The organism is Dyella sp. GSA-30 (assembly GCF_027924605.1).
In the GTDB taxonomy this organism is placed as follows: Bacteria; Pseudomonadota; Gammaproteobacteria; order Xanthomonadales; family Rhodanobacteraceae; genus GSA-30.
On record NZ_AP027042.1, the window covers coordinates 5066471 to 5087143 of the forward strand.

19 protein-coding genes are annotated in these 20673 nt (G+C 60.1%); 6 read left to right on the forward strand and 13 right to left on the reverse strand.

The features are described 5' to 3' along the window. Nucleotides 1-49 precede the first annotated feature (49 nt). From QMG46_RS21895 to QMG46_RS21910, 4 genes are all read right to left on the reverse strand, one after another. Nucleotides 50-325 carry a hypothetical protein gene (locus tag QMG46_RS21895; RefSeq protein WP_281850014.1) on the reverse strand — a complete coding sequence of 92 codons (276 nt, stop codon included), beginning with the start codon at nucleotides 323-325 and terminating at the stop codon, nucleotides 50-52. Nucleotides 326-445: 120 nt separating this feature from the next. Continuing rightward, nucleotides 446-934: a hypothetical protein gene (locus QMG46_RS21900; RefSeq protein ID WP_281850015.1), complete on the reverse strand. Its 489-nt coding sequence runs from the start codon at nucleotides 932-934 to the stop codon at nucleotides 446-448. A gap of 61 nt (nucleotides 935-995) precedes the next feature. Further along, nucleotides 996-1526, reverse strand: coding sequence for an ankyrin repeat domain-containing protein (locus QMG46_RS21905; RefSeq protein ID WP_281850016.1), 531 nt, complete (start codon nucleotides 1524-1526; stop codon nucleotides 996-998). Between the two features lie 78 nt (nucleotides 1527-1604). Then, the gene (locus QMG46_RS21910; RefSeq protein ID WP_281850017.1) at nucleotides 1605-1880 is read right to left on the reverse strand and encodes a helix-turn-helix domain-containing protein; all 276 of its coding nucleotides are present in this window, start codon (nucleotides 1878-1880) and stop codon (nucleotides 1605-1607) included. A gap of 632 nt (nucleotides 1881-2512) precedes the next feature. Between QMG46_RS21910 and istA the strand changes: the two genes are divergently transcribed. Both istA and QMG46_RS21920 read left to right on the forward strand, forming a co-directional pair. Beyond that, nucleotides 2513-4012: an IS21 family transposase gene (gene istA, locus QMG46_RS21915; RefSeq protein ID WP_281850018.1), complete on the forward strand. Its 1500-nt coding sequence runs from the start codon at nucleotides 2513-2515 to the stop codon at nucleotides 4010-4012. After that, complete coding sequence (locus QMG46_RS21920) at nucleotides 4002-4721, forward strand: ATP-binding protein (protein WP_281850019.1); 720 nt, start codon at nucleotides 4002-4004, stop codon at nucleotides 4719-4721. The genes istA and QMG46_RS21920 overlap by 11 nt, the downstream gene beginning before the upstream one ends. A 458-nt stretch (nucleotides 4722-5179) precedes the next feature. On the opposite strand, the gene QMG46_RS21925 is transcribed toward QMG46_RS21920, so the two are convergent. Beyond that, nucleotides 5180-6610 carry a MobA/MobL family protein gene (locus tag QMG46_RS21925; RefSeq protein ID WP_281850020.1) on the reverse strand — a complete coding sequence of 477 codons (1431 nt, stop codon included), beginning with the start codon at nucleotides 6608-6610 and terminating at the stop codon, nucleotides 5180-5182. A gap of 363 nt (nucleotides 6611-6973) precedes the next feature. On the opposite strand from QMG46_RS21925, the gene QMG46_RS21930 reads away from it, so the two are divergent. Beyond that, nucleotides 6974-7342 carry an H-NS histone family protein gene (locus QMG46_RS21930; RefSeq protein ID WP_281850021.1) on the forward strand — a complete coding sequence of 123 codons (369 nt, stop codon included), beginning with the start codon at nucleotides 6974-6976 and terminating at the stop codon, nucleotides 7340-7342. Between the two features lie 347 nt (nucleotides 7343-7689). Here QMG46_RS21930 and QMG46_RS21935 read toward each other — a convergent pair whose 3' ends face one another. Together QMG46_RS21935 and QMG46_RS21940 are read right to left on the reverse strand one after the other, a co-directional pair. Beyond that, nucleotides 7690-8361: a hypothetical protein gene (locus QMG46_RS21935; protein WP_281850022.1), complete on the reverse strand. Its 672-nt coding sequence runs from the start codon at nucleotides 8359-8361 to the stop codon at nucleotides 7690-7692. Between the two features lie 306 nt (nucleotides 8362-8667). Further along, entirely contained in the window at nucleotides 8668-9024 is a 357-nt protein-coding gene (locus tag QMG46_RS21940) for a hypothetical protein (protein ID WP_281850023.1), read from the reverse strand. 306 nt (nucleotides 9025-9330) lie between these two features. Between QMG46_RS21940 and QMG46_RS21945 the strand changes: the two genes are divergently transcribed. The 3 genes from QMG46_RS21945 (at nucleotide 9331) to QMG46_RS21955 (ending at nucleotide 11186) form a co-directional block, all read left to right on the forward strand. Next, nucleotides 9331-9720, forward strand: coding sequence for an H-NS histone family protein (locus QMG46_RS21945; protein ID WP_281850024.1), 390 nt, complete (start codon nucleotides 9331-9333; stop codon nucleotides 9718-9720). Between the two features lie 353 nt (nucleotides 9721-10073). Continuing rightward, nucleotides 10074-10346 (forward strand): hypothetical protein, encoded by a 273-nt coding sequence (locus QMG46_RS21950; protein ID WP_281850025.1) that lies wholly within the window; start codon nucleotides 10074-10076, stop codon nucleotides 10344-10346. Between the two features lie 123 nt (nucleotides 10347-10469). Further along, nucleotides 10470-11186: a hypothetical protein gene (locus tag QMG46_RS21955; RefSeq protein WP_281850026.1), complete on the forward strand. Its 717-nt coding sequence runs from the start codon at nucleotides 10470-10472 to the stop codon at nucleotides 11184-11186. 58 nt (nucleotides 11187-11244) lie between these two features. On the opposite strand, the gene QMG46_RS21960 is transcribed toward QMG46_RS21955, so the two are convergent. The 6 genes from QMG46_RS21960 to QMG46_RS21985 are packed head-to-tail and all read right to left on the reverse strand — an operon-like array spanning nucleotide 11245 to nucleotide 20513. Next, on the reverse strand, nucleotides 11245-12393 hold the full coding sequence (locus QMG46_RS21960) for a cysteine desulfurase family protein (RefSeq protein WP_281850027.1): 1149 nt from the start codon (nucleotides 12391-12393) through the stop codon (nucleotides 11245-11247). Nucleotides 12394-12399: 6 nt separating this feature from the next. After that, complete coding sequence (locus tag QMG46_RS21965) at nucleotides 12400-14658, reverse strand: ParB N-terminal domain-containing protein (RefSeq protein WP_281850028.1); 2259 nt, start codon at nucleotides 14656-14658, stop codon at nucleotides 12400-12402. After that, nucleotides 14659-15306, reverse strand: a complete 648-nt coding sequence (locus QMG46_RS21970; protein ID WP_281850029.1) for a hypothetical protein — start codon at nucleotides 15304-15306, stop codon at nucleotides 14659-14661. It lies immediately after the preceding gene. Next, complete coding sequence (locus tag QMG46_RS21975) at nucleotides 15303-16142, reverse strand: phosphoadenosine phosphosulfate reductase family protein (protein WP_281850030.1); 840 nt, start codon at nucleotides 16140-16142, stop codon at nucleotides 15303-15305. The genes QMG46_RS21970 and QMG46_RS21975 overlap by 4 nt, the downstream gene beginning before the upstream one ends. After that, entirely contained in the window at nucleotides 16142-19468 is a 3327-nt protein-coding gene (locus QMG46_RS21980; protein WP_281850031.1) for a hypothetical protein, read from the reverse strand. Before QMG46_RS21980 ends, QMG46_RS21975 begins: the two co-directional genes overlap by 1 nt. Then, nucleotides 19458-20513 (reverse strand): DUF4007 family protein, encoded by a 1056-nt coding sequence (locus QMG46_RS21985; protein ID WP_281850032.1) that lies wholly within the window; start codon nucleotides 20511-20513, stop codon nucleotides 19458-19460. Before QMG46_RS21985 ends, QMG46_RS21980 begins: the two co-directional genes overlap by 11 nt. Nucleotides 20514-20673 lie beyond the last annotated feature (160 nt).

Genomic DNA, 20673 nt, shown 5'->3' on the forward strand with positions numbered 1-20673 from the left:
TCGTCGTGGTATTGGCGATTGCCTTGACGTAGTTTCAACTGGAACACTTTCAACTCGAAGGCAAATGATAAGCCTGACGAATCAGGTCGACGATCGCGTCTGCCTCTTGGGTATTCAAGGCCAATACTGCTCCATGATGCCGAAGCGTCACACCTGTTGGACTTTCTTCAAATCCGACCAAAGGAAGCCGGTCATAATTAGTTACGTATTTGATCGCCTCTTCCTTTGAGATAAGAACATCCCAACCGGCAAGGATTCGGACACCTAATGCACCGGCTTCGGCGAAGACTGTGAAGTTACGATGGAACTCGCGAGATAAACTCATAGCAAACACCCCTGTCTAAGATGGATGATCCGGGCAATTGTGTCCCACTTCACTCGAACGGTGCCACGTTGCTGACATTCTCTGGCAGACCGTGACTGCCAACGTTTTGACCGATGTCTTTCAGTCGAGCGCAGCCTTGATGGGCTTCAGCCCAAAGGGCGACCAAAGGCCCTTAGGATAAACCCCGCCAATCCCTAGCACTCGCTGTTGCAACTTATAGCTCTCGCCACGAGCCGAAAAGATCAAGAATTCGATATCAATGGCCAACTTTTGACGAATGGCTCTCTGAACAAATAGTCCTGGAACTACCGTCTTTACCAACAAGATCTTTCCTGGCTTGATGACGCCCGGAAGTTGCTTAGAAGCGAGTTCAGGCAAGAGCACATCGGGTGCGTCCCCCACCAGGTCAACGCGCACTTCGCTCACGAGAAGTTCGACGGTTCCGGTGTTGGAATGCCCGAACTCAAGCACAGTTTCCTTGTCCTCATCCTCGGTCAGTTGGACTACCCACGCCGTCACAGACGCTGTCTTCCGAAGAACAGTTAGATACAAATTCGTGCAGGAAACAGCCAGAGCCGTGAGTGATAAGGCATTGCTGATCGGATCCATCCTATTCTCCTTGCCAAGATGCAATGCGTTGAGGGCGATGGGTGCGCCGCGCTAGGGAGTCCTACTTCGTGCGCCACTCACCCAAGATAAACGCCGGCGGGTCTTCCGCACCAGCACGCCGTAGCCGTTGAATCAAATCGTCGTTGGATGCGCTTCGAGCAAAGGCCATTGCCGTGTCGCCATCCTGGTCGCTGGCGTTGGGGTCGGCACCCAAATCCAACAGCGCCAAGGCCACGCCATCGACGCTGTCCTCGTAGTTGGCCGCCTGCTCGATCAACGGCGTGCGTCCCAGGAGGTCCCGGGCATCGATGTCGGCGCCCTCGCCCACCAGCACGGCGACACCCTCCGGATCACGGATCGTGTGGAGCAGTGTGCGTCCATCCGCGTCTCGCGCGTTGATGTCCGCACCGTGCGCCAAAAGGAGCGACAACATCGCCGCATTGAAATTCTGAAAGAGCGCGTGGATCGCCTGTTCGCCCTGGGCATCTGCTGCGCTGGCCAGCGCGCCATCGTTCTCCAACATCGTTCGGACAACATCGATCTTGCCGAGCGCCACTGCGTCGTGAAACTGCTTGAGTATGTCGCTATCCACAACCGCCCCCTTTCACCATGAGACCCGAGCATAACGTGAGCCCGAATTGACCGGCGGGTTCGCCGGGAACCACCGCCGTCAACCGAGCCAACCTTCGTCCTGTGCGCCTGGCGTTTTCGGCGACGCACGCGCTGCGTCTTCCGCCAGCATCAATTCGAGATACTTGAGCAACTGTTCGGCCCGCTTGGTCTTCTTACCCAGTCCTCCCCGGGCTTTCTCTTCCAGGGCCAAAAACGTTGAGGCGGGGATGCCGAAGATCCGGGCGTAACGGTCGAGGAGGTCCAACGACGGCCGCTTCTTCCCGCTTTCAATCTCCGACAGATACGAGGGGGAAATCCCGAGCTGGTCGGCCAAGTCCTCCTGAGTCCAACGCCGAAACGTGCGGGCGTGCCGAAGTGCCGGGTTCCGCATAGCCACCTCCCCCTGACGATTGGAGCCTTGGGTCGCGATCGGCGGTTCCGAGCCCGCATCCTCCCCCGCGCGGACCCCGCTGATCGGTGTCCGTCTTGCCCAGCTTACCGCCTCTGGGCGAAGCAACTTCGCTGTGAGCGAAGCTTCTTCGCGTCCGATGCTGCGTCACAAATGTGAAGAATCGGTTAAGAAGGACAAAACCTGATCCAAATGATCCACTTAGACAGCGGCAAAAAGTCCAGTGAAAATCAGATGTTCGCGTTTGATCTCGACCGATTGACAAGCATGGGGTTCGGCCTAGAACGGAGGCCGTCGGCGCTCGAACGCGCCGACGCCACCCACCGTTCGATTCGGTGCCCCCACCCCCACCTGGAGCCTTCGTCCCGAAGCTGTTCCCTTCCCTCGCCCACGAAAAAGCCGAAGAGCGCCAACTCCTCGGCTTGCTACGGCATCGCAGTGTTTGAAGCCTCTGCAATGCCGGTATAGGGCCAACCCCCTGTCTTGTCAAATGTTCGGCCGCCCTCGGTCGAGCACGGGCGAACTCGGCCCACGAGACCCTACACCGGAATATCCCCATGTCTCTGCACACCCTCATCCGCGCCATCAGCACGACCCCGTTCAACAACTACGACCTCGCCGCCTCGACCGGCAAATCCGAAAGCACGGTCCGCCGTTACCGCCGCATCCTGGCGGAGAAAGCGTTGACCTGGGCCCAGCTTGAGTTCCTCCGGGACGAAGAGCTTTACCTCGCGCTCAACCAGCCGCGGCGCGGTCGGCCGCTGGGCCACATGCCCGATTTGGATGCCGTCGTGGCCGAACTCGAAGCCACGGGCATGTCGTTGCAAACCTGGTATTGGCGCACCTACGGCGCGAGCACGGAGAAAGTCATCTCTTACTCGCACCTGGCGGCGAAGTTGAAGCACCGCCGGAAGGCGCTCAAGCTGACGATGCGCCAGCACCACACCCCGGGCGAACGTGTTTTCGTCGACTTCTCTGGCAAGCGGCCTTCGTATGTGGATCCACTGACCGGTGAACGCACGTATGCCGAACTGTTCGTCGGCGTCCTCGGCGGCAGCAGCCTGCTGTATGCCACCGCCATCCCCAGCCAGAAGGTCCCCGACTTCATCGCCGCGCACGTGTCGATGTTCAACTACTTCGGCGGCGTGCCGCAGGCGATCGTGCCGGACAACCTGAAGTCGGCGGTGATCAAGCCGGGCCGCGATGCCGTCATCCAACGGAGCTTCGCCGACATGGCGGCGCACTACGATGCACTGGTGATCCCCACGCGCCCGCGGCGCCCGCAAGACAAGGGCAAAGTGGAGGTGGGCGTGAAGATTGCGCAGGACCGCATCCTTGCGCCGTTGCGCGGGCGCACGTTCCCATCGCTGGCCGAACTCAATGCAGCCATTGCCGAGTTGGTCGACGCCTTGAACGATCGCCCCATGCGCCTGGGCCCGAGCCGCCGCGAACAATTCGAAACCTTCGAGCGCGCGGCGTTGCGGCCGCTCCCAGCCACGCCGTATGTCTACGCCGAGTGGCAGACGGTGGAGACGGTCGCCAAGGACTATCACGTGCCCGTCTACGGCCATTTCTATTCCGTGCCGCACACGATGGTGGGCCAACGTCTGGATATCCGGGTCACGACGGACACGGTGACGTTCTTCGATGGGCGCACGGAAGTCGCTCGCCATCCGCGCAACGATGAAGCCCGCAAGAGCACGGCACGGCTGTCGCACATGCCCGAGAACCACCGGCTTCAAGCCGAACGCAGCCCGGACATGATTCGCGCCTGGGCGGCGGATGCGGGCCCGAACATCATTCGCTTCGTGACCGAACAATTGGATCAGCCACATGCGGTGCGCGGACTGAAGCCGTGTGAGACGTTGCGCGACCTCGCCGAGGAATATGGCGTGGCCGATGTGGACCAGGCGGTGGGGGACGCCTTCCAGCGCGGCGTGGTGAACGTCACCTCTGTCCGCCGTGCGCTGTCGGCGCGGCAGGAGGCGGCGGGCACGGGTCCCACCACGTCGAACCGTTCGGTGCGGCGTTCGCGGAAGTCCGACGATGTTGCGTGAAGTCACGGGGCAACTGACGGCCCTCAGGCTCGGCCACATGGCGCGAGGGCTGGAGCGTTGGCTGGAGAACCCGGCCAACGCGGAGCGATCGCCCCTGGAGTGCGTGGCGGCCATGGTCGCCACGCACCAGCAGATGAGGAGCACCGCGCGCGTTGAGGATTTCCTCACCGCGTCAGGTCTGCCGCCCCACCTGACGCTGGGGGCCTTCGACCTTCAGCGAGTCCAGGGGCTGTCACGGCCCCGCTTCGCGGCCCTGCGCACGCTGGCGTGGCTGGAGATGGGGCACAACCTCATCGTCACCGGCGGCCCCAACACGGGCAAGCGGCACCTGGCGGCAGGGCTGGCGGTGGAGGCGATCCGGCGGGGATGGTCCGCACGGTATGTGCAGGTGGCTGACCTGCTCCACCAACGGGACCTGGCGCTGCGTCGCGGGAACCCGGATCAGTTGTTCGCGCGCATGGTCCGCCCGGCGCTCCTGGTGCTCGACGGGTTCGCCGACGCGCCAGCGCTGGCGGCCGAGACGGCATGGTTACGGCGGATCGTGGTCCGTCGGGGCACCCTGAGGCGCCCGCTCATCGTGACGTCGCGGCACGCGCCCAAGGCATGGGCGCTATACCTGGAGGGACTGAGCGTTGCCGACGCGGTGATTGGGGAGTTGAAGCGAGACGCCGAAACCATCCGGCTGCAGCGACGCTCCACCGCCCCCTAGCGTCTCCCGGCATTGGAGCGATGAGCCCCGCGCGCCGGGGCTTTTTTGTTTGCTTGAGAATTTTGCAGATCTAGACTCCCTGCGCTCGTTCCGTTTGCCTGAGAATTTTGCAGATCTAGATTCCCTGCGCTCGTTCCGTTTGCTTGAGAATTTTGCAGATCTAGCTTCCCTGCGCTCGTTTACCAGAGTCTACGCGTGCCGATTCCCAGACCTGCATGCGTTAGCTGTTCAGACCTTACAGGTGGTAGCTATAGAACCGCTCGCGCTTTCGGTCTGATATCCAGCACGTTTACCTTCCGAGAAACCTAAGAGGCGCGTGCACGCTGCAACCGCGCGAAGGCATCGGCGTAGAAACGGATGTGGCGCGCCAGGTCATGACGCGCCACTCCAAGGGGTTGACTGGAGACGCCGCGCGCTAGTCACGCGGTCTCGATATCCGGGACTTCATGGGCACGGCCTCAACTGCGCTCCTCCGTCGTTGGTTGATGCGCAGGCGATGACGGAGCCTCCTTGAACTCGGGCCGCCGAGACGCACCCGACGTCATCCAAGACGACAGCAAATCCCGATCCTGGGTTGAGACCAAATTCAGCACGATGTCCATCGCGTGCGAATGCGAGTGCTGAATCTGGTCCACCGCACGCCCAAGCGCGGCCTCAGCGGTCGCGATTTGCTGCACCAGCGTTGCCTCCTCATTGCGCAGCTCCTCCCGTTGAACTGCCGCCCCCTGCTGTGCCGTCGGGTCATCTTGGTTCGGACGCCGCAGCAAATCGTTGAGGCGCGCCGTTGCGTCGCTCAGCGTGCGCAGGTTTCGTTGGATGACCCACACGAAGCCACTGGCTCGGAATAGCGCGAAGCGCTCGAATTCGTCCTTTGGCACAGCCATATGCGCCACAAACCGGTCCGACAACGTGGCATCGGGCAACCGCCCGCGTTCGCGAGCCGCTTCCAAGTCGGGCTTCAATGACGACGTGGCCTCTGATGGCGTGGCCATGTCTGCGCCACGCGCCGTGTGTTCGTGCGCGGCATCGGCCTGCGCTTGCGTCCGTTGCGTGTCCAACGTATCCGCATGGATCTGCTGGTAGAGGCGGAGCGCCGCTCCGATTTCATTGGCGCGCTCCGCTGGCGACGCCACATGCGCCGTGTCTGCGGCCGCCATCGGGGAACGGGTGGGCTCCGCGGCTGGCTGTTCCTCGGCGCCACCGGACGCATCCAAAGGATGGTTCGAATCCGTCTCACGTTCCGCTTCCTCGGTGATGGCGTATCCAAGCACTCGCCACTCCCGGTCGTAGTTCTTGATGAGTCCAGCATTCATGCGTCGATTCTCCAGCGGCCGCAGCTTCGTCCCGAAACCTTGACGCATCGCCTCTTTGAGCGCAGCGCCAGCGCGCACTCGCCCTTCTTCGGGTTCAAGCAAACGCCGGGTGGGATACAACAAGTGCGCCTGATACCCGCGTTCGGCCACCGGCTTGAGCAAGCCCATCGCGTCGGTGTCGGCATCGCGATGGAGTCCCACCGAAACCGGGGTGTGAAGTCGCTCGGCAATGTAGAGCGCCAACACTCGCGCTAAATGCTCTGCCATCGCATCGGTAAGAAACGCCGGGAGAGGAAAAACAACGTCCCGACAAACCTGAGAGTCCTGCCGTTGCTCACAGGCCTCGACGCGATTCCAGAGCTGTTCGGGGCGCGTGGCCCAATTCGGCGCTCCATTGGGGGCGACCGTGAAGGCCGCAATAATCTCCGCATCGGCGACACGGTGGCGGCAGTCGTTCCACACCTCCCGGATTTCATCGAAGAGCCGGAGACCCATGCGATACGCCGCATCGGTAATGGCGTTGTAGCCTTGGTTACGGTTGTGCGTGGTGAAACGGGGGCGCAAGTGTTGGTTCAAGTGACATCCTAGGTGGAGAGATGAGAGGCGGAGAACTGCCGCGGACGAGAGCGCCATGAATCGGCGAATCGATGCGGGTCCCCTCGATCAAAGAGGAGTGGCGATGGTTGTCAATGGCACACATCGGCGTGACGCTCGCATTCCCGCTCGATGTGAGATCCGGTTCACGCGATCGCCTCGTTTTCGCAACCTCCTGCGACGCCGACACGTTGCTCAACATGCGATGCATCGATGGTTCGGCAAGGCCGCGCGCCGAACTCACATCAAGAACGGACTCGCGCTCCAAAGTGTGATGGCCATCCCCTTGCGCCTTTCTTCATTTCGACTAGTTTCGCCATCCCCTTCCGATGGCGACCATCACCCATGACTCTGCAATCCCTTGCACATCCGATCGACACCCACGCAACTCAGACGGAGGTGGATCTTCAGCACCTCTCGACGGGCCAGCTTGAAGACTTGGTTTATCAGGCGCGCGTACAACTGCTCGTCCTCCACAAGGCGCGCATCGCTGAACTGCGCGGAAAAGTTAAAGCCCTGATCGCGGAGCACGGTATCCCATTCGATGAAGTCTTTCCGACGGCCAAACGCCGTGCACCCCCAGCCCGCTACGAGAACCCCGATGATCCCCGCGAAACTTGGTCTGGTATTGGCCGACCGCCACTCTGGGTGAGGGATGCCAAGCTGAAGGGCAAGACCATGGAACAACTGCGGATTGCGCCTGTGGCGAACTGACCTACGGTCGTCGGCGAGCGACAAACACACCCACCATGAGAGAAACCGCCAGAACCAGCGGCTCCTCTGAGGATTTGGCGCCTTGGCCGGCACAGTCTAGCGACGCGTGCATCGGGCGCTAGGCCGACCGTTCCGCAAGAAAACTTACCTGGGCACTCAGCTCATCAGCCCTTGTCGCGATGTGCTGATGCGTGGAAGAAATTGTGCGAGCAACGACTGGGACTGCCCGCACTCGCCGGACGGACCCAGCCACCGAAAGCATTCGGCACCGCGAAATGTCCTCCCGCGGTGCTGACGTTGCCGTCTATCTGTTGGTTAGCACCGACAACGGAGTGCTCCTCTCCATGTCAGGCCGTAGCCCACGTCGCATCAGCCGCTCGGCCCAAATCCTCCTGCCACTTCGGCTTCATCAACAGCAACGTGTGTGCGGGGAACGTCCAGCAGGCTCCATCTTTTCCCATGACCATCTGGATCCCAGTCATGGATGCAAAACGCGATGACGCCGAGCGCTCGGCCTTCTTCGTTGCGTTCGCCTTGGATCGCCGCCTTTCCTCCAGCGATCCATGGGCCACGGCACCAAAGGAATGGCCGTAGGCATCAACACATGCGGACATCGCATACGTCTGCTCAATGCGCTCCAAGGCAAAGATCGTCAAATTGCCTTCTCCCTTCATTTCACCGTGAAGCGTGCGCATGCGGTGGGCGAGCTCCATCGCGGTCTTCACCACTTCCGGCGGAAACGGGTATTTCAGTGCCTGAGCAACCGCGATCAAGGCGCTTTCTGACACAGGCTCCCAAGGAACAGGAAGACCTTGGCTGCGGGCGTGCTCCAAGAGCACATTGGCCAGGAAATCGAGGATTTGCTCTTCGGACTCGTCCGATCGGCAAATCATGACTGGCAGCGGCGCCTCGGGGTCCGCGTGTGCCGCGATGAGCGCCATGACGTAAGCCTCGTAGCGATCCATGCGGCCCATTTCAGTGTTCGGGAACGGATCGAGTCCAATGTCAAAGTCGAGCATGAGAGTTCCTTTCGGAGTTGAGGGTGCCCGCAACCTAGGAGGGACGAAAAGGATGTCAATCCCTCCGATCGGCGAAATCGCCTCCGATTTTTCCGTTACGGGACACGAGTCCCGGTTCCGGTTGCCACTGACCCGTCTCCAGGTGCGAGTCACTGCGACGCTGCCGGCAAGCGCGCGCCACGCGTCGACTTTCGGGCACTCACCTAAGTTTTTCGGAAGCAAGGCCTTGGACAGATCTTGGTGACGGTCAGCCCGAAAGTTGGAGGGATGTCGGTGTAACGCGGCATTGCACCGCAATCCACTGGCCTACTCGGCTGCTTGGACCTGCCCGACCGTGACGTGCCCGCCACACCGCGTGTTCAGCTGCTGAGCAGCAAAGCCGGCCGAGAGCGTCGCACTTAGCCGCCGTGAAGCGACCAAGTAACGTTGAACGTCGTTCGCCTTGCCCGTCATTTCTAAATGATGTCGCGCCTCATCGTTGGCATGGGCCAGATGCCGCTGTGCTTCGTCGTAGAGATTCAAGCGCTCGGCCGCAGTGACACAACCCGCTTCCCGCGCCAGACGATCTTCGACACTTGCATCTTTGATGTGGTCGCCCGTATCGCAGCCCACCAAAAGGAGAGCGGCGAGGCTGAAACCATGTCGTGTGAAATGCAACCGCATAGATGCTCGGCCTCCCCCGTGTCGCGACATGCGATGACCACCGCCCGAGGCGAGCACGCCATCGGGCAGACTCCAATTTAAGGTGACCCGGGAGTGCGAGGCAACACTCCGCCCGTTCAACGCTCATAGGTATGCCACTCAATTCAAATGGATTATCTCGGCCGAGCCATCTGCTTAGATCGCAGACGGGTTGATAATCCCGACATTGGCCCGGCATTTGCAAATCCATTAGCGGTGTGAATTAATCTGTAAATCGGATGGACCCATATGAATTCCCATATGGCCTTTTCATCCTAAAGGACATTCATGGCCGCCGACCTCAAGCAGTTATCGTTTGACGAACTTCAAATGCTGATTCAGCAGGCCAGGGCCCAGTTAGGCACCGCCCGGAACGACGGCATCCAGCAGGCCCGCAAACAGATCACCGCGATCCTGGGGCACTTCGACATCACGCTGGAGGACGTCTTCCCGGGGGTCACCAAACGTCAGCCGGGCCGACCCGCCGGCAAGGGCAAAATGCCGCCCAAATACCGTAACCCAGCCAACCCGGAAGAAACCTGGTCCGGACACGCACGCAAGCCCGGTTGGTTGGTCGACGCGCTGCGCAAACGTGGGGTGACGTTGGATCAGTTTTTGATTGCGGCGCCGGCGAAGCGCCGGGGCCGACCGCCGAAAAGTTTGACGCCCAAAGGCTGACCTGATGGCGTTAAAAAGGATGACGGCTGTCGTCGGGGAGCCAGTGGCCACCTTTTCATAAAGGTTCCGCATGGAGTGCTCATGTTGACCAATCGTCATCGTAAAGGGGGATGGTCAGATCGGGCCATCGCGATGATTTTCAGTGCAAGAAGGATTTGGCAATGAGCACTTCTTCAACACAATACAAGATCCGATACGCATACAAGAAACCAGAGCACAAAAGTTGGGCGTCGCGAATCGCGCACGTTAAGGCGACAACCGAGTCGGGAGCCATCACGATCATCGAAGGCAAGCATCCTGGCTGCGATATCGAGATTCGCAGCATAGAAATCGAGTCGTAACGGAAGCCAGCCATGGAAAATGACGATGAGGAGGGCGGATTTTTCGACAAGGAAAATCTGGAGAATCCCTTGTACGAAAAACACCTGTTTTCGTTATCCCCCGCAGTTGACGAAGTTCGCCATGCCATTGGCGTGGGCGAGACGGCCGGGGCCACCGCCAAGCTTGTCGGTAAGACGGTCGCCAACACAGCGGTGATCGCCGCCAAACTGGGATGGGTCACTCTCAAAGGTGTGGCGGCTACGGCGGAAAAGCTCGCCGCCGAGGCAGCGAAAGCAGCAAAGTGACGCCACTGAGCCGCCACCCGCTACCGGATGGCGGCCCTTTGTTGTTCGAACGGCCAAACAATCTCAGCCGCTGAGATAACGAGGCGCAATGATCGCCCCATCTTCAGGATTGGGGGAGTCCGTATGGAGCACGTGTCAAAGACCGGTTCGTTCGCGTGGTTCAAGCGCCATGCCATCGTGACCAACGCTATGGTGACCACCGCCGTAACCCTGCTGACGTGGTTTGCCTCAGGGCAAGCAGCCGTGGTGAGACTTTCGATCGCCACCGAGCGAGTCGATGCACTCACTGCCCAGGTGGCCGACCTGAAAACGACGCACCAGGACGAAGTGAGGGAGTTGACGGACCTTCGGGCTGGCGAACGATCTCAACGTGAGACGTTGGCCACGTGTCAGCAAGAACGTGCCGTCTTCGCTGCGCAAACGCAACAATTGCCCGACTTGAAAGCTCGACTGGCGGAAGCCAGTGAAGAAGTTGCGAGCGCGCGCCATGAAGGCACGTTGGCCCACACCATTGATGGCATGTATGCCCAAGAAAAAGATATCGACAAGGAAATCATCAAGCGGACCGGTTGGGCCGGCTATAAGATGGACGGAACGACCGACGAAACGAAAGACCCTTACATCCACCAACTGACGGAGCAGCGGCACGATATCGCTGAGCACATCAACACCCTGTTGGCGGCTCATCCCTCCGTCGGGCCTGACTTCCTGGGACCAACTGCGTCCATGCCGACGTCCAGTTTGGTTGCTCCGAATGCGCTTGGGCCAATGTCCAGCGTTGTGGCTCCCGGAGCATCGCCGCTGGATGACATGCCTCCCAAGATTCGAACGACGCAGTGAATGGCGGTCTGCGCAGAACAGTCCACTTAACCCCTGCGTTGCCCCTGATGGGAGGCGATCACGCCTGCGCGGCGACGCAGGCCTCCGCCAGGCCGGCGGCTGCAACCGTCACTTCGGTCAAGGTGGTTTGACGGCCGAAGCCCACTCGCAAGACCCCCGCGGCGGTTTGCTCCGACAATCCGATGGCACGGAGCACGTGCGACGCCGTGATCTCCCCGGACGTGCAGGCCGACCCTGTGGAGGCGGATAACGCGTTCCTGCAGCGATCGAGCACATCCCGGGCATCGAGCCCCAGGAGCCGGAGGCTACGGAGCCCAGGGAGCGTGTGGTCCGGATCGCCCAGACGCTCAAAGGCCACGCCCCTGGCGCGCAAGATGTCGGTGAAGTGGGTCGCCAACTGCTCCACATGGAGCCGATCGGCCGCCAGCCGGCGTTCGGCCAATTGGCACGCAACTCCGTAACCCACTGCCAGGAACACCGGAACGGTGCCCGAGCGCAACCCGCCCTGCTGCCCGCCCCCATAGAGGATCGGTCGGAACTCCGAGCGAAGGTCCGGGGCGATGTAGAGCGCGGCAATCCCACCGGGACCGCCGATCTTATGCGAGGACAGCGTCACCACATCGACCTGTAGCTCGCTGACATCGAAGGGCATCCGTCCCGCGGACTGAGCAGCATCGGTGTGGAGGATGGCGCCCCGCCCTAGCTCGGCGGCGATTTGCGCCAGCGGCGCCACCGTGCCCAATTCGTTGTTGGCGTGCATGACCGATACCAACAGGTCCGGTCGATCGTTCGCTTCGACCAAGTTCCGGATGGCCTCGGGCAGGATGCGCCCCTGCCCGTCTGGGGCCACGACGGAAACCGCACAGCCCTCGTCGCGTAGCGCCTGCCCTGCCTCCATCACGCACTTGTGTTCGATGGCGCTGTGAATGAGCGCCCCCGTGGCCTTGCGGTGCCGCAGGTAACCCAGCAAGGCCAGGTTGTTCGATTCCGTGGCGCTCGACGTGAGCACCAGGTCGTCGCCGTCCGCCCCGATCAGGCTGGCGATGGCTGCCTTGGCCTGCTCCACGGCCACCGCTGCGCGGTGCCCGTGGAAGTGTTCGGAATGCGGGTTGGCATGGCGGTCCGATAACCAAGGCAACATCGCGTCCACCACCTCCGGATCAGGCGGTGCGCTTGCGTTGAAGTCGAGGTAGATCGGAGATGCCAACCTAGTTCACCCTGCCGCCTGCTGAGAATCGGTAGCGGAGAGAACTCCGAGTTGGCCCTTGAGGCCGTCAGCCACCGAACGTAGGTCCGTTTGCTTCCGACGCACGTTGCCCAGAAACTTCTCGTAGGTTCCCTTCACACCGTTGAGCACGGTTTCCCGCTGCTCGCTCGTTACATTTTGCTCAGCAATCACATGCTCATTGCAGAAATCAGTGAGCGAACGTTTAAAGGCGCTCTTCATTACCGCGGTGCGGCAAACGTTGAGATCTCCCTTAACCATTTTCGCCAGCCTCTCATCCGTGGGCTCCCAGAGCTCCAGGATCAAGTAGCGATACTTCGGCCATTCTTCCGGCTGCATTTCACCTGACATGATGAACTTGCCGAATGTAGAAGCACTTTGAGTTAGCGAGATGTCGCCTTCGATGGCAGCAATCTCTCCCTTGAAGACGCCGGCAAGATGGGCGAACGAATCAAACGAGACAGGACGGAAGAGTTTATGGAGGGCGTCGACATACGCACTCACCTCGTCGTCGGTTATGGAATGAATATCACCCGCGGACGCATCGTAAACATGTTCGTATGCTTCCACGAGGGTCAAAACGACTGCAGCCTGGAACGCAATCGTCGAAAACACGGTTTGGTAAATTTCAGTGGTGATCTCGGCCGCCTTGTTGACCACCTCACCCTGCGCAGGCAACAGAGATTTGGATCCAGGGCCCTTCACATTGGCGAGGAACGCCACCGCACGGGCGCGCTTAAATCGCTCAATTTCTGCCTCGTACTCGTTGATATGCGCATGAACATCCTTCTTGATCGCGCGAAGCTCTCCTGTATCCCAGGTCGGGTCGCTATCCACTTTGAGATCGAGGCGATCCTTAAAGTCGATGAAGGTTCGCGCACTGGCTTGCCCATCAAAAATCAGCGCCCAGAGCTTCGTTAGATTGACGGACTTTAGACGTTCACTGATGCTGAGCGACCCTTCGCAATGCGCCTTAAATGGGTGGAAGTCACTGAAGATTTTTTCGATGACACGCCCATATCGCTCCTCCCAACGCTTTTCCACAACACGAGCCACTTGGTCGGTGTAGTTCTGGCGCGAGTTCTCCTCACGCTCCGTTACCGTTAGATCGTTCAAAAGGCCAAGCCTCGTGTAGGCATCTCCCAGACGACGCGCACGAGCCGGACGACCTTTCCGTGCTCCCGTATCCGCATTACGCTCCTGATAAAACAAAATGTGCTCAGTGATGTAATACAGGTGAGAGACGCCAGTGATGGCCACGGGACTCGAAATCACCGACCGATCTTGGGCTTGGTCGAGTTCGACATTCCAGATTCGCAACGAACTCGTGGTGTTGATGTTGTATTTCTTGATGCTGGCCAACACGATGCGCAAGCACTCCGAAACCATGTCCTGGTCATCGAGTAGTTTATTGCGCGAATCGCTGACTTTCTTGGCGTTCTTGTTGAGATCGAGGAACACCCGGCGAGCAGCCCGGATAACATCCATCTCTGCCGGATATGTCGAATCGAGTTGAGGGAACGTGCAGATAATCATCGGCATCTGGAGATCCTTCAATTCGTAAGAACGAATCTCATCACCAGACCAGACGCGGTAATATTGCTCATACGCTGCCCTCTTCGCATCACTCCAGGCTGACGTCATGTTCCGATACAAGGCCAGGAGCGCCATGGCGCGATGCTGTCCATCGACGATGGCTAGCGCACAGTTCATATCGGACACACTCAATGAGGAGTGCGCGGTATCATAGGTCCCGTCCGGACGACGAAGGCGCTTGAGGCTGAACTGCTCTTTGCCAAGCGGACCCGCCGTAATTCGCTCCCACGTGAATGAAGCATCAGTGTCCTCAGGCTTTTCGTCCCTGACAATGTCAGCATAGCGCTGAGCCGGCTTCCTATTCAGTTCTTGGAGCGGGAGAACAACAACGACGATCGGTGGGAACAGTTTGACCAAGCCGGAGCTGCGATGGTCCAGAAGATATGGAATGAGATCCATCGAGACACGCGCATCATCGATGTCGCGTTGCATGATCTCCTCAAAGCTAAGCTGATCGATATCGAACACCTCGCGCACCGGCGCCAGCATGTCCAACAACTTTGCTTGAGAGGTGTCTAATGAGACGTGGGTGAGCAGGTAGTTCACCTCGATGCAGCTCGACGGCTGATCCTTCTTCGAGATCGAAAACGAACCCAATGTGCCCTGGATTTCCACATTGAGCGCTGACGGCGTCTTGGAGATAAGTCCCATTTAATTTCTCCCGAAGATAGGAAAGTTGATGCGGTTGAGAATGTTTTCTAGATCAACCTGTTCCTGCTGATCGATGCCCTCGATGGGAATGCATGCGACAAATAGCTGGGTTGGGTTGAAGCCACGTTTGATTACTTGCTTCGCAAAACCAGCCGATCCTTCGTCGCTCCCCGTTAATCCGGGATTGTCCGCAAAGTCGTTGATCATGCCTTTATGTTGGAGCAACCGATGCCGCAAGTTGGTTGCCATGCCGATGTATAGAGGAGCCGTAAAGAAGGGTGCCGCCAGGTTGAGCACATTGGCAATCGGTCGAAGTCGACTAGGGTTAGCGACGAGCCTTTCGACGAGACCTTCTGACGAAGAGGATTCATGGGCCAGCTCACCCCGATATTTTGGTTTGAGGGGTCCATCTAGCCGGACCTTATAGGGCGTCTCTTGGAACGGATGGAAAAAATGACGATCCAACATGCCAGACACGACCTGATTTGCTTGTCCGTCTGCGCGGTCGCGCTTCGCCTCCACCTCGCTCTCGAAGGCGCGCAGGTCTGCATCCCCTAGGAAAAGGCGCACATACCAGGCGTAAACGCCTGGTCCATCAGGTGCTTCATTGAGTTTTGCCCACGTAAATGTTGGCGGGGTCTGAATCATTTGTGGCACACCAAGCATGCGCTGGCAGTCGAAAAGGTTTCTTCGAGCTCCAGACCTTCCATCTGGGCATCGTCCGGGCGCAACGGGTTGACGCGGCGACGCGCCCGCGCCCGCTCTAACCGCTTTTTGTGTTCGCGCTCAATCATCTCCACGCGCTCCGGCCGCTCAAGGTCTTCGAGCGATTCCCGGTCCGACCAGGTGAACGGTGAACCGTGTTCCAGCGCGTTCTTTTCGTAGCGCTTAGCCTCTTCGAACTCTTCGGGATGTTCCCGTTTGAGCCGGACCCATTCGATCTTCTGCTGGAAGAAGCAGAAGGTGCAGCCGCTTCGAGAACGCCAGTCGTAATACTTAGGCAGGCCGATGCCGGCACCATTAAGCAACTCCAACACCCCGGCATGGTCCACGCCGGCCGTTCGGAACGGCAGATGGACGGTCAAGTTCTCGTGGCTGGAGTCGTATCCCTCGCGATGGTTTTCATCGGCACGGATGGCGACGTAACTGTGGACCGAATCACCCGCCTCCAGCCAAGGCTTCACCCAGTTCCGGAATGGCACCAACTTGAGCTGACGGGTGCACCAGCGCGTGCGCGGCGACGGCAAGAAATGGCCGTATTCGCGCAACCAGAAGTCGAAATCCCGATCGGGGTTAAGTTTCTGAATCGGCTTACCCAGGAAACCTTCGAGCTTCGCCAGGAAATCGTAGACCTCCGGCAACTCTTTACCGGTGTCGGTGAAGAAATACTGGATATCCAGTTCGGGGTGATACAGGCGCATGAACACGGCCAAGGCTGCACTGTCCTTGCCGCCTGAAATTCCCAACACATGTCGTTCCGCCATCAGAACTTCTCCTCTTCGCGTTGCGCCAGCATTTTCATGCCCGCATCCACTAGTGCCGCCAGGAACACATCTGGCTTCACCTTTCCCGGCACAAACCGATCCATCAGCCGTTTGGACATTTCTTGCACCGCATTGCGGTCCGAATCGGACACGTCGAAGGTGGCCGACAAGGTTTCACCGGCCCCAAAAACCACCGCCAATGCCTGGCGTTTCGACGCGCGACCTTCGACTACCGACAGCGCTTCCACGCGACGGAACTCGAACGCCCACTTGGCCAACTGGAGGTTGGCCTGGTCAATATCGTGATCCGTCAACGCTGTAATGGGCTTGCTGACTGCGATGGAGACCAAGGCTTCAATGTCTTCCAGTCGCCCGGTGTAGACGCTCAGGCGCGCGGCAAACGCGTCCAACTTGAAGTCACCCGATACGCCCTGGACCAACCGTGCCCGTTCGTGAAGCGGCTCCCAACCTACGCGATGATCGTGATCGATCGCATCGAGCATACGCTTTTCCAACAAGGCCAAAACCTCGGGATACGCCTCATCCAGCTCTTGGATGATCTCGCCGATGTCCGACACCAACCGTTCGGCCTCGTGTGTGCCCAGCAACTCTGGCAAATCTGTAAACAACACCTTGACCGGGTCCGAAGCCTTCAACAGCGTTTGGCGCACGGTGCGAGCACGTTCCGATACGCGATTGGTTTTCTGCGTCCATCCCGGAAGAGCCAGCGCGATGGCCACCAGGGCGCGTGCCGAATCGAGCGGATCGGCCGCCACCTCGCGTTTGACCGCCTGTTCCAGCCGCGCGGCTAACTTCGTCAGGAAGCGCTTTGCAGCCGCATCGATCTGAACCAACTTCCAGGTGATGCGCTTGGGATCTTGAAGCCACTCATCCACGCTCGCCGGTGTGAGGTTTGGCACGAACATGCCTTCGGCATACAGCGCGATGCGACTACGGTTGGCCAGGAAGAACGCCAATGCCAGGATCGGCATCACGCCCTCTTTCACACCATAGGGTCGGGCCTTCCAAAGTGCATAGATGTCCGCCAGCGTCACCGGGCCGCGCGCGTTTTCCAGCAACGATTCGGTGGCAAACCACAACGGGAGCAAGGAGCCCGAGTTCCCAGCCTTGGCTTTCTCGGGCGATTGGAACGCCCACGCATCACCTTGCTTGCGGTGGATCCCCAGGGACGCCACCACCGTGTAATAGAGACCCGCATCGGCCGGGTAGCCATCGTATTCAAGCTTAGGCCGCGATCCATACTCGACCATGCGATGAAGCAACAAACGCTGCGCCTTGGCGGCATTCGATGACGGGACATCCCGGTTCACCAGTTCACTGTGGATCACCGGTGCCAGGGGGAACGCCTTTTCGCACAACTCACTGGCCAACGGAGACAGCCCTTCGCCCGCGTGCGTCGTCTGGCGCTCGCCATCGAGATACCAGCGCGCGGAGGCAAAGGCTTCATTGACTTGCGTGGATAAGTCCCCGCGCAGTTGACGCAGGCGCCCATCAATTTCTCGCCGGGCCACTGAATCGCCTTCCAGCTCCGGCTTGTTGCGGCTGACATGCTCCAGCGCGGCAAGCTCAGCGACCTGCTCCATGAAGTCAGCCTGGCGAAGCGGCACGCCATACACCGCGATGTCCGAGCCGTCCTCGAACTTCGACAAGCCGGCGGCGATTCCCATGGCTTGCTTGTCCGTCACGTCGGCGGAGGGCAACACCAACACGAAGCGACCGGTGCGCGCACCGGTGCGCAGGTCTGCCGGCTGGCGTTTCGCTTCCGACAACGGCACCACCTCACGCTCGAACCAGCGCAGCGTGCCGGTGGTGACATAGTGGCGTCGCGCCGGCACTGCCGGCATCGCCGTGAGTGTCTTGAAGACCGACGCATCGACCGGCCCCATGGTCTGGCGCGCATCGGCCACCGCGGCATCGATGTCGAAATCGCTGCCGGCGAACAATGCCCACGCCTGAAGGTGCTTGCGGTAGATGAGGATGCTGGCGCGAGCCAGATCCTGGAGAGCGGTCTCGATCTGCTTGTGCGTCGTTCCCGGAACACACTCATTCAACAGTTCAAGATCGGCAGACAGGCCGGATCCCGCGCGGAACAGCTCAATGAGCCCAACGGTCTTGACCAGGGAAATATGGGGTTCGTCGAAGCGGGCTTCCACCCGCTCCACGGCCTCGGCGCCGATCGCCCAACGATGGCCATCGGGCGAGCTAAGGATGGCGCTTTCCAGATTGGCGCGCAGGTAATCCCAATATTTCGCCGGGGTGTAGTAACCGTCGGGCTCTTCCCCCGTTCGGTTTCTCAAGAAGTCGCGGAAGCCCATGGGTTCGGCGGACGTCAAGAACCCGAATACGCTTCGTTCGTTCTGCCCAAACTTCCGGCGTGAGCTCGGCCCGAGCAGCGCCGCTGTGACCGGATGGAGCGGCCAACATTTGTCCAGCGCCTGGTCGAGGTCCGCTGGCGTGGAGGGCCGGCGCTTCCGCATGGACGCGGCGATGTGCTTGGCCACCCGTAGGGTCTTCGGGTGCTCGGCCTTCGTCTCTACGGCGCGACCGATCAGGTCGATAACTTCATCGCTGCCGGCGACCACGGGGATATCCACGTAGCGGCCTTGGACCTTGGCCCACTCTTCGCGCACGTCACGCCCGGAACGAGCGGCATACTGCTCGAAGGCCTGATGAAGCACGCCGATGATGACCAATCGGCCCTTGCACCGGCTAGCTGCTTCCGCCAGCTCCTGGTAGAAGAAGATGTCATCGCCGGTGGACGCCGCCGATTCCAGCAATTTGCCCAACTCGTCGAGGATCAGCAGCACCCCGCCGTGTTCGTTGCTGTCCGCCTGTCGCACCAGTTCGGTGATGACATCGCGCTTCCCATCGCGAACCGGCTTGCGCCCGCGCGTGGGCGCATATTGGTCCAGAGCAGCGGCAATCACGGCTTCGACCGACTCGCGCCGGCCGACTGCCGGCAGCACCAGCCAGGGCTTGCGGGTGCCGAATGCTTGATCCACCAAGCCACCCTGCTGAACTCCCAAGACCTTACGCGCCACGCGGCGGCCATCGGTATGTCCCCCTGCGAGCACGGCTGTGGCCAGAGCAAGCGACGACTTGCCGCCACCATAGGGGCCCGTCCAAGTGAACGCGCGCTGCTTCGTCTGGCAGATGTGACGCGCGACCGTCTCCAAGGCCTGCCGCGGGCTGGGCTGCAAGATATAGCCCGCCAGCGCGTCGGGCAAATCGAAATCAGAATCAAGGCGGACCGAACGCTGAAACTGCGAGCGCACGGTGACCTGAGGAATACCGTTACCGGCCATAAGCTTTCCGAAGCAAATCGAATGCACCCTTGCGGGACAAAAGGCGGGTGCGAGACACCTGACGCAAGCCCGCGCTATCGCTCCAGCGGAAGGTGCCGTGAGTCAATGCCTCTAAGTTGAGTAGTCGATCGGCGACCGAAGACTCGTCCAACTTGAACACGCGCCCCGGGGAACCGTAGTCATGGGCGATCGCTTCAAACGACAAGGTGTTTTGTGAGGACCCCGTCATCTGCTCCCAGCGGTCCCAGAACTCGGCAAGCGCAAATGCAAATACGGCATCCGGCAGACTGGGCTGCGCGCCCCGCCTGAATTGAAAAATGCCTGACGGCCCCTCGGTGATGAGCCCCAGTTCCGCCAGCAACGGTTCGGCGGCATCGTCGGCCTCACGGCCATCCCGACGCGTGAGATAGCAGCGCAAGCAAACTTCCACGTCACGCTTGAGCGTGGTGGCCGACGCGCGTAAGCGTCGGTCAGCCACTAGCTCGGACAGGTCGGCCACGACGGTCTCACGATCGAACGTCTGGTGGGTCATCCGGTTGAACAACCAATACCAAGTGGTGGAGCGCTGTGCCCGTCCCGCCAATTGCCAATGGATCAGCCAGCAGGTCGCAGGCCGCTCCAGATAGTTATCTAAGCCATTGGCACCAAAGAGAAAGTTACCAATTTCGCCCAATTCCAGCGCACCGGCCGCACCCTCCACAAGCACATCGGTCGCTAGTGCCCAATGCCGGATCGCGGATACCATGTTTTTGCCGACGCCGAAGTGGCCAACGGCCGCCTCGTCAGAAAATACCGCGGTGCTGTCATCGCTGTCCGCGACGGCAAAATAAGCCTTGCGGAGCCAAAGTTGGCGGAGCGGGAAGGTCTCGTGACCGGAGAATTGAAGCTTGCTCGGAGTTGCGTGAATAGCCATGCGTGATTCTAACTGGCGATGATCGCCAGTTTCTAGCGGTGAACTGGAAGACTTATCCAGCGGGACGACCTCCACGTTCGCTAAAACGTCACCCGACCCGCCCATTTTCTCTTTTATATCAAGGATATACATGGGATTCGATCGAGTGTGGACCGAACCCATGAGATCAGCGAACAGTGTCACGGACTGCGACATACGCCCTACGGCGCCCTAGACAGGTAGCCCGCCAAGCTTTTGGCGGTCACCCCCAAACGGCGACTGGGCGAGCGGTCCAAGTGGCCACCTCCGCTCG

What these genes read in the sequence shown, in the direction of transcription:
- QMG46_RS21895 (WP_281850014.1), bottom strand. Translation starts at nt 325, where the DNA reads ATGAGTTTATCTCGCGAGTTCCATCGTAACTTCACAGTCTTCGCCGAA.
- QMG46_RS21900 (WP_281850015.1), bottom strand. Translation starts at nt 934, where the DNA reads ATGGATCCGATCAGCAATGCCTTATCACTCACGGCTCTGGCTGTTTCC.
- istA (WP_281850018.1), top strand. Translation starts at nt 2,513, where the DNA reads ATGTCTCTGCACACCCTCATCCGCGCCATCAGCACGACCCCGTTCAAC.
- QMG46_RS21920 (WP_281850019.1), top strand. Translation starts at nt 4,002, where the DNA reads ATGTTGCGTGAAGTCACGGGGCAACTGACGGCCCTCAGGCTCGGCCAC.
- QMG46_RS21930 (WP_281850021.1), top strand. Translation starts at nt 6,974, where the DNA reads ATGACTCTGCAATCCCTTGCACATCCGATCGACACCCACGCAACTCAG.
- QMG46_RS21935 (WP_281850022.1), bottom strand. Translation starts at nt 8,361, where the DNA reads ATGCTCGACTTTGACATTGGACTCGATCCGTTCCCGAACACTGAAATG.
- QMG46_RS21940 (WP_281850023.1), bottom strand. Translation starts at nt 9,024, where the DNA reads ATGCGGTTGCATTTCACACGACATGGTTTCAGCCTCGCCGCTCTCCTT.
- QMG46_RS21945 (WP_281850024.1), top strand. Translation starts at nt 9,331, where the DNA reads ATGGCCGCCGACCTCAAGCAGTTATCGTTTGACGAACTTCAAATGCTG.
- QMG46_RS21950 (WP_281850025.1), top strand. Translation starts at nt 10,074, where the DNA reads ATGGAAAATGACGATGAGGAGGGCGGATTTTTCGACAAGGAAAATCTG.
- QMG46_RS21955 (WP_281850026.1), top strand. Translation starts at nt 10,470, where the DNA reads ATGGAGCACGTGTCAAAGACCGGTTCGTTCGCGTGGTTCAAGCGCCAT.
- QMG46_RS21965 (WP_281850028.1), bottom strand. Translation starts at nt 14,658, where the DNA reads ATGGGACTTATCTCCAAGACGCCGTCAGCGCTCAATGTGGAAATCCAG.
- QMG46_RS21970 (WP_281850029.1), bottom strand. Translation starts at nt 15,306, where the DNA reads ATGATTCAGACCCCGCCAACATTTACGTGGGCAAAACTCAATGAAGCA.
- QMG46_RS21975 (WP_281850030.1), bottom strand. Translation starts at nt 16,142, where the DNA reads ATGGCGGAACGACATGTGTTGGGAATTTCAGGCGGCAAGGACAGTGCA.
- QMG46_RS21980 (WP_281850031.1), bottom strand. Translation starts at nt 19,468, where the DNA reads ATGGCCGGTAACGGTATTCCTCAGGTCACCGTGCGCTCGCAGTTTCAG.
- QMG46_RS21985 (WP_281850032.1), bottom strand. Translation starts at nt 20,513, where the DNA reads ATGTATATCCTTGATATAAAAGAGAAAATGGGCGGGTCGGGTGACGTT.